This window comes from Paenibacillus sp. Soil787 (assembly GCF_001429545.1).
Classification (GTDB): Bacteria; Bacillota; Bacilli; order Paenibacillales; family NBRC-103111; genus Paenibacillus_E.
On the sequence record NZ_LMSP01000027.1, the window covers coordinates 30,853 to 43,902 of the forward strand.

Sequence of the window (13,050 nt, forward strand, 5' to 3'; positions counted from 1 at the left end):
CTGATTACAAATAGGTCTTCTCGTTATATTCGGGTCTTCCGCTTATCCATGACTTATTGTGAATGGGCTTCAGGATTTCCAGTACCTCTTGAAGCAGCTCTATGTCGATTGGTTCATCTGTCCATGCAATGTTTTTACGAATGTTGTCGGGGTTAGCTGTGCTGACTAGCGTTGTAGGGATACGTTCATTCGCTGTTGCATACTGCACAGCCAACTTGGCAATGTCAGTTCCCTTAACTGCACAGTGTTCTGCTGCCTGTTTACATAATCGCTGAATTTCGCCTGAGGCTGGATGCCATTCGGCCGCTGGTCTAGTACTCAATAGCCCCATTGACAGCGGTGATGCATTCACCAAACCAACTCCATGCTGCTCCAAAAGCTGAACTATATCCAGCAAGGAAGTATCGTTCAAAGCATAGTGACAGTACGACAAGACGGAATCCAGTTCTTTGTGAGCCAATGCCTTTTCGAATACAGATACCGGTAAACCGGATACCCCAAAATAACGAATCTTACCCGACTGTTTCAATTCATCCAACGCAGGGAAGGCACCTTCCAGAATCTCGTTAAAGGGTGCAAACTCAATATCGTGCAAATATAAGATATCGATATAATCCGTCTGCAGCCGTTGTAAGCTCTCATCGACACTTTCCAGAATTCGCTGTTTCGAGAAATCAAAATCTTCGGATCCGTACCGCCCTGCCTTCGTCGTCAGGATGAATCGATCTCGATCCAATTGGGTTATCGCCTTACCTAGTACTGTTTCTGCCTTGGTTAACCCATAAAATGGTGATACATCAATCAGATTAATGCCCATATCGATCGCTGTATGAACGGTGCGAATGCTTTCTGCTTCGTTCGTTTCTCGAAATACAGAGCCTAGTGAGGATGCACCAAAGCTCAACACGGAGACGTCAAGTCCGGTTTTGCCTAATTTACGATATTTCATAATTTATAAAACTCCTTTGCATTTAATCCGAATAAGCGGGCTTTATCTGCTTCCGACCAATTTCCTGGCAAATCTTGAGTAAGCACATCTACAACGTCATCATACTCAGCTGCGAGCAAACAAACCGGCCAATCACTGCCGAATAAAACACGCTCCGTTCCAAATACCTCTAGCACATGCTGGATATAAGCCGTAAAATCCTCACGCTTCCAATCCGTATGATTAGCTTCTGTCACCATACCGGATAGCTTACAATATAGTTTTGGATGCTTCGCAATAGCCGCCATTTGACTTTTCCAAGGCTCAATAACGCCATCCGCAATTCGCGGCTTAGCCATATGGTCAATAACTGCGCGTAAACCTGGAACCAAATTCAAAAGCTGAACCACGGGCTCTAATTGATGAGATACGACAAGCAGATCAACGGGTACATCTTTTTCAGCAAAATAACGTAACGCTTCTACAAAATGAGGCTCAAGTATTACACACGCATCCGGCATTTCTTGAATCATGACCCTAAAACCTACATATTTGGGATGCTGGCTAAACCTTTTATAATGGATATGGAAGTCAGGGTCATTCAGATTGAGCCAACCTACGACTCCGGCAATTGTATCTGAATCCTCGCTTAGAGATAATAGATAATTCGTTTCTTCTAATGTGGGCGCCGCTTGAACAACAATGGTTTGATCCAAGTTGTGCTGGTGCAGGTGAGGCAGCAAGTCATCCGGCAGAAAATCACGGTACAATACCGACAGCTCCGGTGTAAGCCACCCATAGTCACCCCGATCCATCTTCCAATAATGTTGGTGTGCATCGATCCGCATTGTGATTCTCCTCTTCATGATCCATATTGGCACCGCTTTCTTCTATTGTAACACCAAATAAATCATATGAAATAACGATATCTCGCATCTTTATACGGTTTTTTGATATCATAGGATTACGTATTAACTTGAAGGAGTGATCTTATGTATCCTGTACGTAAAGTGTTCGAAGCGAACGACACCTTCCCGTTTTCATTTGCCTATAAAAACACAAAAAACTCGCAAAGCGAGCTTCCTGATCATTTCCACGATTGGTATGAAATTGTGTATGTGTATCGAGGAAAAGGAACCTTTTTTATCGATCATACTTTTTATGAAATGAAGCAAGGCGATATCTTCCTCATCCCTGGCAATACGATTCACCGTGCAACCCCGGATAGAGAGATGCCTGTAACGTCCACAGCTATTTATTTCAGCCCCAGCATCGCACAAGCTCCTAACCTGGGTGACTCATTCTCTTATTTGCATTGCTTCGAGCAAGCCACAGAACACCGCAATTACAAACTTGAAACGCTTCTCTCGCAGCGTCAACACCTAGATGTGTGGTTGGAATCCATTCAATATGAATGCAAACATCAGAGTTTGGGTCACCGGCAAGCTATCTTGCTGCAGCTCCTTCAATTCCTGCTTTTTTTGAATCGTGATTTGGGTGCTGGCACGAAGTCTATCACAGGGGATTCCATTGCTCCCCCTATGTGGATGAAGGAAATCTTGCTCCATATCGATCAACATTTCTGTGAGGACATCGGCCTTAAGACGCTTTCGAAGCAAGCCTCCGTCACACCTGCTCATTTCAGCCGGGTATTCAAACAGTTAATTGGGATGAATATTACTACCTATATCATGACCAAACGAATTATCCGAGCAAAGCAGCTGCTTGGCGAAAACGACCTCAACATTAGCGTCATCGCAGAAATATGCGGCTTCGAGAGCTTACCCCATTTTCATGCCATGTTCAAAAGAGTACTGGGGATGACTCCCGCGGCTGCTAGAAAGTCGACTAGATAGCTAATCTGAACTATTTAGAGACGTTAAATCCAGCAATTGTGATCAAATACGTGGTCCCTTTGCCCACTTCACTCTTGACCTCTATCTTACCTTGCATCTTTTTAATAATGCTAAACGAAACCATTGTGCCAAGGCCCGTCCCTTTATCTTTGGTAGAATAATACGGAGTTCCAAGTCGATTGATTTGCTCTTTGGTCATACCTATACCTGTATCTCCAACCGAAATGACAACATGTCCGTTGATAGAATGGCCAGTAAATGTCAAAATCCCACCCTCAGGCATGGCCTCAATGCTATTTTTCCCGATATTAATTAGTGCTTGCCGTAATTTATTTTTATCACCGAGAACAAGAAGCTCATCCTGTTCGACTTGTTTGACGATTTGTACATTTTGATAATTCGCATAGGAAGTAAGGACGTTAGCGACATATTCGATCTCATTCTTCATCTCGATGACTTCTATTTTTTCCGGTTCAGGCTTAGCGAAGGTTAAATAGTCGGAAATGATGTGCTCCGCACGATCCAATTCCTCCAGACAAATTTTTTGATAGTATTGTCTATTCGATGTCTTAAGGTCATCTTTTCCCATCAATTGTATAAATCCTCTAACTGAGGTTAAAGGGTTTCTTACCTCATGCGCAACAGATGCCGCTATATCACTGACAATCTTCATCTTCTCGCTTTTTATGATTTCTTCGCGCATCTGGGCATTTCTCTTGAAAGTCTCGAGTGCATACACAAATATCCCGGAAATCGTGCATTGGACAATAATTACACCGTAAAAAACCGGATAATTCGTATTAAATAATGTAGACAGATTGCCTATGAGATAGCTATAAACGGTTAAACTAATAAGACGAATACTAGTATAGACAAGAATGGACGAGATCATTTTTTGGATCAATGATAATCTCTGGAACTTGATTACAAACCAGATAATCACCAAAAAAGTAGGTAGAAAAGCGATGATATATGCCAACTGATTGGGACTGCCTAGTATAAACCGATAAACAACAACAACCGCATATAAAAAAAGAGAGACGTAAATGCCTCCGTATAAGGAGCCAATACTTAGCGCAACAGCACGTAAATCAAAGGTAAGACCATTAAGTACAACAGGAAATGTCATTGTGACCACGAGTGTGAAACTAAAAACAACGGCAATTATCATCCGAGTATAACCATTTTCACGGTCTCTCTTCATGATATATGGGTAGATAATAACTGGTAGAAATACAATAAATAAATTGAATAGAAGATCTCGAATGTTATTAAACATATAGCCTCCCAATAGCGTCCATACACCTAACAGTACCACTAATAGTGATACGGAAACAATGAAAAAAACAACCTCCATAGACGTCTATGGAAGTTGCTTATGTCAAAGCCGCAACCTTTTAATTTTAGAATCAACAGTAAGCTTTTTCACGTTCTTTGTAATAGTCAAAGGTCTCTTGCAAGCCACTTCTTAATGTATAAACCGGACTCCAATCCAAACCGATAAACGCAGCGCGATTATCCAATCGACTGTGAATGATATCTCCAGCGCGAGAAGGTGCGTAGTTGGGGTTGAAGCTCATCCCGCTGATGTCGCACATTTCCTTAAGAAGAGCGTTAACACTTGTCTGCACGTTCCAACTGATATTGTATAAACCTCGGCTCCCCAAGTTCAGTGCAGCCATATTTGCGCGAACGATATCTTTCACATAAATAAAATCTCTTGTTTGCTCCCCATCACCAAAAATCAAAGGTTGTTTACCCGCTAGAAGCTTATCTACAAAAATGGAGACTACGCCTCCCTCACCCTTTGGATCCTGTCTAATCCCATATACATTCGCATAACGCAAAATCGTATAATCCAGCCCATAAAGAGAAGAAAAGCTCTCTATATAGTGTTCCGGTGTATGTTTAGAAATACCATAGAAGGATAGCGGCTTTATCGGATGCTTCTCATCAACGCCCAAATATTGCGGGGTTCCATATACTGCTGCGGATGAAGCGTAAATCAGCTTCTGAACTCCATGCTCCCTGCATTGTTCTAAGACGGCAAGGGTTCCGAGAATGTTTATTTTAGCGTCTAATAAAGGATTAGCAAGCGAGGTCTGAACATCGGTTTGAGCAGCATGATGAATCACGACTTCTGGGCGTGCAGCGGTGAAAGCCTCTGTTAATCCATTATCTAACAAATCTCCATGATGGAAGACAGCAAGGGGATTCAAATTTTCTTTACGACCTGTAGATAAATTATCAAAAATATGAACGAGATGTCCCGAAATAATCAATTGATCAACAATATGAGAAGCGATAAAACCGGCTCCCCCGGTAACTAAAATATTCATCAGAATTCACCTCCATCGCGTTAACGTAAAAAAGTCAAGGATAAACGACTCCGTCGTCCTTCTGGGACTAGCGCGTTTGTCAAGGAAGATGCGAAGCAAAAGTATAAAACTTATACTTTCTACTAAAAACAAGATTACTCAACTTGAGTTTTATTATATTATAGATCTCCTGTTTGTAGTTAGAATGTTAAAAAAGAGCCATTATTTTGAACTAGATCAACTAGCTCAAGATAATGGCTCTTTCCTCTTTTGTTTGACTTGGATTTAATTCTTCACGACTCTATCATATAAAAAGTCGGCAATATGGACGGCCTCCATGCGGCCTTTTTTCCCGTGCTTTTCAATACCCAACTTCATTTGCAGCAAGCAACCAGGGTTGCTTGTAACCAAATACTGAGCGGCAGCAGCGTTCACATTTTCCATTTTATGTTCAAGAATTTGGTTCGCCATAACAGGCTGTGTGACATTATAAATTCCGGCCGAACCACAGCAGGAGGCTGCATCTTTCATTTCTATATAGGCAACATTGCCTACCTCTTTCAGAAGCTGTCTGGAAGGATTGCTGCCTTTCATGACATTGCGTAAATGACAAGAGTCCTGATACGTAACGCGAGTGGCTGCTCCGCCATCAATGGTCTCTGCGAACTGGAGTGGACGCCCTTGCTCAACAAGAATTGTACTGATGTCCTTCACTCGTGAGGCGAACCAAGCCGCTGCTTCCTTCCATTCCGGCTCCTCATGAAGCAAATGATCATACTCCACTAGAATGGCGCCGCAGCCACCCGCATTGGACACGATATACTCTACACCGGCTTCTTGGAAAGCGCGAATGTTATTCTTGGCCAAAGCTTTCGCCTGATCACTCTCACCGCTGTGCGCATGAAGGGCCCCGCAGCAATTCTGAGTCTCTGGAATGACCACGTCAAATCCCGCTTCAGAAAGCAGTTTGACCGTTTTGATATTCGTTTCGGTAAACAAAACATCCATTAAACAGCCGCGGAACATGCCGACCGTAGCAATCTTTTCCCCTTTTGCCGGAATGAAGGCACCCAATTGCTCTACGATCCCTTTGTTGGAAGCGTCAGGGAGTATTTTTTCCATATCGGATAAGTGCTTGGAAAACATCTTTACAGCGCCTGTTTTCCTAACGACGGTTTGCAACCCTGACTTTTTATAGAATTGAAGGCCTGACCCCAATAGACTCATCCTTTTTTGATGAGGGAATAGCTCCTTGAACACCAGCTTACGTACACCGCTTACCCACCATCTGTGCTGCTTCGTGTGCGTCTCAATCGCATCGCGGGCCTGCTCAATTAACTGTCCATATTTCACATCAGCCGGACAGGCTGGCTCACAAGCGCGGCACCCCAGGCAATGGTTCATTTGGTCTTCGAAGCTGATACCTGGCTCCATAATGCCATCCACAGCCGCTTTCATAAGTGAAATTCGTCCGCGAGGGGATTCGGCTTCCACACCGGTCTCCTTGAATGTCGGACAAGCGGGCAGACAGAAACCGCAGCGCATACAATTGGTTAACTGTTCGTAATCCAGCTTCTGTACCAGCGTTTCTTGAAGAGTTGCTGCTGCGAGCTTAGCCACGATCAATCACCACCCTGCGTCTGGACTCTTTGGCAAACATTTTACCTGGATTTAAAAGATGGTGAGGATCGAAGACTTCCTTAATCCCTTTCATCATAGCGATTCCGGCACTTCCCACTTTCCATTCCAAGAAAGGTGCTTTGACTAAACCAACGCCATGCTCGCCGGTAATCGTTCCCCCCATTCCGATAGCCGCTTCAAATATTTCTTCGAAGGCTTGTTCCACACGATGTATTTCTTCGTGATCCCTGGCATCGGTCGTCGCCGTTGGATGAAGATTGCCATCTCCTGCATGTCCAAAGGTACAAATTTGTACACGATGTTTCTCGGCTATGCGATTTATCTCTAGGACCATATCAGCAATCTTAGAGCGTGGAACCGTCGCATCCTCTAATATCGTAGTTGGGCGTAGGCGAGCGAGAGCGGTAAAGGCGCTTCTCCTTGCCGTTAACAGCTTCAGGGCCTCTTCTTGATTGCTTGCAATGGTGACTTCATCCGCCAGCTCCTCGCGGCAAATTTCCGTGATCCGTTCGATATCCCGCACTACGGTTTCCATATCCCCATCCTGCTCGATTAACAAAATTGCTGCCATATCGAGCGGAAGTCCCAACTTGGCGAAATCGTCTACAACACGAATCGTTGGATTATCCATGAATTCTAAGGTAGCCGGAATGATGCGATTCTCAATGATTTTGGATACCGTACGAGCTGCTCCATATAAATCTTTATACATAGCGAGCATCGTTTTCTTATATTTGGGAGGCGGCACAAGCTTAAGCGTTGCTTCGGTAATAACAGCTAATGTACCCTCAGAGCCAATGAGCAGCTTCGTTAAATCATAACCGGCCACGTCCTTCATCAGCTTCCCGCCTGTACGCATAATTTCGCCAGAGGCTAGGACACATTCTAATCCGATCACATAATCTTTGGTGGTGCCGTATTTTAAGCCGCGAAGACCTCCGGAGCATTCCGCAATATTTCCGCCTATCGTCGAGATCGACATACTGCTTGGATCTGGTGGATAAAATAAGCCAAGATTTTCGATATGCTCTATGAATTGCTTCGTAATGATACCCGGTTGAACCGTTGCCGTTAAATTTTGCATATCAATGTCGAGCATCGCATTCATACGATGCATGACCATCACGATGCCCCCTTGAACGGGGACCGTTCCGCCGCAAAGATTCGTGCCTGAACCTCGGCTGACAAGCGGAATGCGATGCTCATTTAACACCTTCATAATCGCAGATACCTGCGCCGTATCTTTGGGATAGATCACACCTTCAGGCAGAGATTGGAGCATGGGTGTTCCATCATATGAATGCGTGACAAGCGATTCCATATCATCTTTGAAAAATGCTTCGCCTACAATATCCTGCAGTTTTTGTCTTACTCGGCTTTCAAGCATAAATACCTCCCATGGGACTATTCATTTATTCAAATTTGATCATGTGATCAGATGACTTTTTTTCTATTTTAACTTATGATTGAATAGATGTATAGAGACTTCATGGGGGAATTATATGACATTTCAGCAGATTCGACCGCAAAAGGGCTCGGAAATCGTGCTACAACAAATTAAATTGCAAATCGAGACGGGGACTTATGCCCCAGGCTCGAAACTTCCAACTGTTGTTGAACTTGCAGCCAGCTTTCAGGTTGGCCGTTCTACGGTTAGAGAAGCGCTTAGCGGATTAAAGGCAATGGGGTGGGTAGATATTCGACATGGCGGAGGCACCTTCGTTACGAACCATTTACCCATAGACAGCAGCAGCCTCTTCGACTTTGACCAAGGCCAAACACTGCAGGAAGTGCAGGAGGTGCGAAGATTCATAGAGGCAGGTTGTGCTTCATTAGCCGCAAGTCGCCGTACGGAAGTAAATATGACAGCACTTAGGCAAATCCTCAGCACGATGGAAGCTTCGCTAGAAAACGAAGAAGAAAGCGAGCAAGCCGACATTCGGTTTCACCTAGAAATCGCCAAAGCCTCCCATAATTCCCTCTTGATCGGGATGATGGAGTCATTGACGGAGCGGTTGCAGCAAAGTATGAAGGCTTCTCGCCGTCTATGGTTTTTTGCTGAACGTGCTTCCGCTGAGAAGCTCCTTCAGGAACATCGTGACATTGTCGATGCCATTGAGACGAAAAATGAGCAGCTTGCAGCGGAAAAGATGTCGCAGCATATTCATAAAGTGGACCAAGTTATTCAAAAGCTTGCCAAATTATCTAAGGATACATTCTGAGGAACTTCCCTATCTATTCTTCCATAACTGGTATCCGCTCGATTCGAGGATCGGTAAAGATGTCATACTCATCCCGGCTAGTGCTGGAAAACTCAGAAACGACTGCGCCTTGATCCCCTGCTTGAAACCAGTGTTTAATGCCAGGTTCGATCGTATATTGTTCACCTGGATGCAATTCAATCTCGTGAAACACGGTATAGTAAGCCTCACTCCCGGCAGGAATGATTGCTTTGAGGCTGGAAGCCGCTTCTCCCTCTACATAGAGCAAGACGTTCCCTGAACGGCAGCGAAACGTCTCCATTTTACCAGGATCACCGCCGATTGGCGGATGCAAATGCTCCGGGCAAGTTTGACCTGGGAACAGAACCAATTCTTTGGCACAATAACGATCCGTGTTCACATAAGTAATTAATTCAAGCCCTTGAACTTCCAGTTGCTCCAGCCCAAAGTCAGCCACTTCAATGTTCGTGATTTCGTTGTCTGTCAGTACAATACCGCTAAGCTTAAGTACTGTTGCTGTACGCTCCTGAGCCCTCGTGATTTCGCTTCTTTTCATCTCTTCTCGCCCTCTCTAAAAGTACCATCGGAAATGCATATCATAACATCACTCAAAAGAATCTAAGGCAGAACCTAAGGCAGGGCTAACTTGCCCATGATTGTGGGCCGCTCTGCTCCAGTAGCAGCTGGCAGATTATTAGGCACACCATGAATCCAATCATTACCCAGCAAGGCAAAGAGGACAGCTTCTTTGGCATCACTTGATAAGCCAAGATCATCCGATGTAAGAATGGATTGCTTCGGAAGCAGCTCTCGGAGCAGCCGAAGAAGCGTCTGATTATGCGCCCCGCCGCCGCTAATAATTACTTCCGCAATGTTATACTCCGGAAAAACGAAGTCGTTGTAAGTACGGGCGATGGAATGTGCAGTAAATGAAGTCGCTGTTGCAACGATGTCTTCAGGAGGTAATCCTCGCTCAAGAGCAGCTGCCAAATAAGTGGAGGCATAATCTTTACCAAAGAGCTCCCGCCCTGTTGTTTTGGGCGGAGGGAGTTTGAAATAAGGATGCGCCAGCATATTATTAAGCAGCTCTTCGTCGACAAAGCCGATAGATGCCCATGCGCCATTCTCATCATAAGTCAGCCGGCCTTGTGAAAGCTCAAAGACAACTTGATCCATAATCATATTGCCTGGGCCAGTATCAAAGGCGATAAGACGATGAGCTTCGGTCGATGCGGAAGCCGGAATCGCGGTGCAATTGCCAATCCCGCCGATATTTTGGAGAATACGCCCCTTTTCCTCATGTCGGAACATAATAAAGTCACCGTAAGGGGCAAGCGGTGCACCTTGACCGCCGACCGCCATATCCGCTGTACGGAAATCGCCAACAACAAGTCTTCCCGTCCGCTTAGCTAGGACGGATAAATCGCCGATTTGTAGGGTTGATTTCGGCAGAAATGGATTCGCTTCATCCGCGACTGGAATATGCCATACGGTCTGACCATGAGAGCTGATGAGATCAATTTGCTCCATGGGAATGTTAGCCGCTGCTGCCGCACGCAACACTGCATAGGCAAAGCGTTCTGCTATCGCGAAGTTCATACCGCATAGTAATGACACATTGGAGTGTTCGATGGAACATAATTCTTTGAGCTTTTCTCGTAATTCATCTTCATAGGCAAAGCTCTCAAAGTGGAGCACCTCGATCTTCGCGTGGGCACCGTAGCCGTCAATCCGGACTATCGCGACGTCAATGCCGTCGAGGGAAGTACCCGACATGATTCCAGCAACGGTCAGGGACGTTTGATTCAATAAGGAGCGCAGCATCACAAACCACCCTCCCATTTCCATCCTGCCGGATACTCAAGACCGAGCGAGACCGGCAGCCGGCCTTGCGGAGTAAGATGTCCTAGCAAGCACTTAGCTGTACTTTGCAGGGCAAGCGGCCGGCTTTCATACGCTGCGATGAAGGTTGAAATTTCCGGCAGCTCCAGCAAATCGTACGGCACTCGCAGTGCGACGACGACAAGCGGCTTGCCTAGCGCCTGCAGGATACGCACCAGCTCGGCCTGCGCGGGATGGAATCGGGCGTTGTACGTCCCGATCACGATTTGCTCCGCCTGCTGCGCATCTGCGAGCAGCGCAGAGCTGCTCGCAGCCACCTCCGGCAGCGGCAGCACGCGATCGAGCACGTCTAGGCCGTGCTCGGCCAGCGCAGCCCCCAAGCTCGCGGGGCCCGCGTACGTTTCGTCGACACCCGACGAAACGGCTGCGGCCACGGTGACCGCGAGCGTCTTCACCCGCTTCAGCGGGAGCAGCTTTTGCTCGTCTTTGACGAGCGTGATGCTCGCCTCGCTGAGGCGCTGGGCGACCGCGCGGTGCGCCGCGGTCCCGACCTCTTGCGCGGCCGCTGCACTTGGCCGCGCTTCAAACAAGCCGCGCCGCTCCTTGAGCGCGAGCAAACGGGCGACCGAATCGTCAATCCGCGCTTCGGTCATGCGCCCTTCGCGCACCGCGCGCTCCAGCGCAGTGATGGCCGCGAGCTGGCGGTCGCGGCTATGGCTGATCAGCACGAGATCAGCCCCGGCTTCGACCGCCATGACAGCCGCCGGCGCTGTGCCGTAGTGCTCGGAGATCGCATTCATTTCCATGCAATCGGTCATGATAACTCCCTTAAAGCCGAGCTCCTCACGAAGCAGTCCAGTAAGTACCGACTTCGAAAGAGTAACAGGCAGCTTAGCCGATTCTAAAGCGGGAAAATAAATGTGCGCTGACATAATCGCATCCACGCCATTCTTGATCGATTCAACGAAAGGCACCAATTCAACCGCACGAATATTTGCTTCAGAATGCTCGATCGTTGGTAAATCCAGATGCGAATCCACGTTCGTATCACCATGACCCGGGAAATGCTTGGCCGTTGCAACGACCCCAGCATCCTGGTAACCTTGCATCGACTGCCGTCCAAATTCAGCAACAAGTTCCGGAGACTCGCCGAATGATCGAACACCGATAACGGGATTATCCGGATTATTATTTACATCCAGAACAGGGGCGAAGTTCATATTAACACCCAGCGTTCGCAATTCCTGCCCTGAAATGAAGGACGCCTCGTAGGCAATCTTTGAACCGTCAGTCGCTTCAAGAGCTCCCGCTGCAAGTGCCATCTGCCCTGGCATTAACGTCACGCCTTCCGTCAAGCGAGCTACCATGCCGCCCTCTTGATCGATGGATATCCATAACGGCAGATTCTGAGACCGTTTTGCTGCTTGTTGGAGCTGCTTAGACAATTGAGCAACTTGCTGTGTATCCTGTACATTGCGAGCGAAGTAAATGACCCCGCCAATGTGGTTTTGTTCAATAAAGTTCTCCAGATCCTCGCTCATGCTCATGCCTTCAAATCCACAAAGGATCATCTGTCCGATTTTTTGCCGAAGCGTCCATTCGCTGAGGTCTGTATGGCTCCTGCTCATATGATTCTTACTCATATCGTTTACTAGCTCCCCTCGCAAAGCCAAGATGATTTCCGCAGCTCCAAGCTGTCATGTAAGTGTTTACAATGTGAACCGAATACCTATTATTATAGGAAAAATAAAATATTATTTCAATATATAATAACAAATATGAAACTTTATTTTTAAGCATCAGAACCGCAAAGAGTAAGAAAAACAGCTTGTGCCATCCTTAGTCGAGAGTGTTTATAAGGGTTGATGCAAAGCAATCTACGCCCAAGTGAAGTAATGCTGAAACATTTGCATACGATATTTTGATCTAAAATTGTGAATTCGAAATCTATCAACAATGAATCGACAGTCAACTTTATACAACTTTAAGCAAGCTAATTCGCGTATTCCAACCGATTGTTGCAAAAAATACAACAGTTTTAGTCCGATTTTTCCAAGTATGGATCCGGGAGAATGCAGTTGGATGAGAGCCTTTAGAGACTGATATTTCTTCATTTCCAGCGTATTTTTGTAAAAATAAGAGTCCCTAGAGACTCCCTCTGGGGCCAACGTTTTTCTCTCATATACTCGCTCATTCGTAAGATTTCAACCTCTTGATCAAAAGATGACATATTCAGTTAGACA

At 46.0% G+C, this 13,050-nt stretch carries 11 protein-coding genes; 2 read left to right on the forward strand and 9 right to left on the reverse strand.

The window, feature by feature from the left end; translation table 11 throughout:
- Positions 1-4 precede the first annotated feature (4 nt).
- Positions 5-949 carry an aldo/keto reductase gene (locus tag ASG93_RS22600; RefSeq protein WP_056835544.1) on the reverse strand — a complete coding sequence of 315 codons (945 nt, stop codon included), beginning with the start codon at positions 947-949 and terminating at the stop codon, positions 5-7.
- Positions 946-1,776 carry an amidohydrolase family protein gene (locus ASG93_RS22605; RefSeq protein WP_200984515.1) on the reverse strand — a complete coding sequence of 277 codons (831 nt, stop codon included), beginning with the start codon at positions 1,774-1,776 and terminating at the stop codon, positions 946-948. The genes ASG93_RS22600 and ASG93_RS22605 overlap by 4 nt, the downstream gene beginning before the upstream one ends.
- 144 nt (positions 1,777-1,920) lie before the next feature.
- Between ASG93_RS22605 and ASG93_RS22610 the strand changes: the two genes are divergently transcribed.
- Positions 1,921-2,784, forward strand: a complete 864-nt coding sequence (locus tag ASG93_RS22610) for an AraC family transcriptional regulator (protein ID WP_056835546.1) — start codon at positions 1,921-1,923, stop codon at positions 2,782-2,784.
- Positions 2,785-2,794: 10 nt separating this feature from the next.
- On the opposite strand, the gene ASG93_RS22615 is transcribed toward ASG93_RS22610, so the two are convergent.
- The 4 genes from ASG93_RS22615 to ASG93_RS22635 form a co-directional block, all read right to left on the reverse strand.
- Positions 2,795-4,063: an ATP-binding protein gene (locus ASG93_RS22615; RefSeq protein ID WP_056835548.1), complete on the reverse strand. Its 1,269-nt coding sequence runs from the start codon at positions 4,061-4,063 to the stop codon at positions 2,795-2,797.
- 130 nt (positions 4,064-4,193) lie between these two features.
- Positions 4,194-5,123: an NAD-dependent epimerase/dehydratase family protein gene (locus ASG93_RS22620; protein ID WP_056835550.1), complete on the reverse strand. Its 930-nt coding sequence runs from the start codon at positions 5,121-5,123 to the stop codon at positions 4,194-4,196.
- 264 nt (positions 5,124-5,387) lie between these two features.
- Positions 5,388-6,722 (reverse strand): (Fe-S)-binding protein, encoded by a 1,335-nt coding sequence (locus ASG93_RS22630; protein WP_056835554.1) that lies wholly within the window; start codon positions 6,720-6,722, stop codon positions 5,388-5,390.
- On the reverse strand, positions 6,715-8,130 hold the full coding sequence (locus ASG93_RS22635; protein ID WP_056835556.1) for an FAD-linked oxidase C-terminal domain-containing protein: 1,416 nt from the start codon (positions 8,128-8,130) through the stop codon (positions 6,715-6,717). Before ASG93_RS22635 ends, ASG93_RS22630 begins: the two co-directional genes overlap by 8 nt.
- A 115-nt stretch (positions 8,131-8,245) precedes the next feature.
- Between ASG93_RS22635 and ASG93_RS22640 the strand changes: the two genes are divergently transcribed.
- The gene (locus ASG93_RS22640) at positions 8,246-8,965 is read left to right on the forward strand and encodes a FadR/GntR family transcriptional regulator (protein ID WP_056835559.1); all 720 of its coding nucleotides are present in this window, start codon (positions 8,246-8,248) and stop codon (positions 8,963-8,965) included.
- 13 nt (positions 8,966-8,978) lie between these two features.
- On the opposite strand, the gene ASG93_RS22645 is transcribed toward ASG93_RS22640, so the two are convergent.
- The 3 genes from ASG93_RS22645 to nagZ form a co-directional block, all read right to left on the reverse strand.
- A complete protein-coding gene (locus ASG93_RS22645) occupies positions 8,979-9,521 on the reverse strand; it encodes a D-lyxose/D-mannose family sugar isomerase (RefSeq protein ID WP_056835561.1) in 543 nt (180 codons plus the stop codon).
- 74 nt (positions 9,522-9,595) lie between these two features.
- Entirely contained in the window at positions 9,596-10,789 is a 1,194-nt protein-coding gene (locus ASG93_RS22650; RefSeq protein ID WP_056835563.1) for an anhydro-N-acetylmuramic acid kinase, read from the reverse strand.
- A complete protein-coding gene (gene nagZ / locus ASG93_RS22655) occupies positions 10,789-12,450 on the reverse strand; it encodes a beta-N-acetylhexosaminidase (RefSeq protein WP_235550943.1) in 1,662 nt (553 codons plus the stop codon). Before nagZ ends, ASG93_RS22650 begins: the two co-directional genes overlap by 1 nt.
- Positions 12,451-13,050 lie beyond the last annotated feature (600 nt).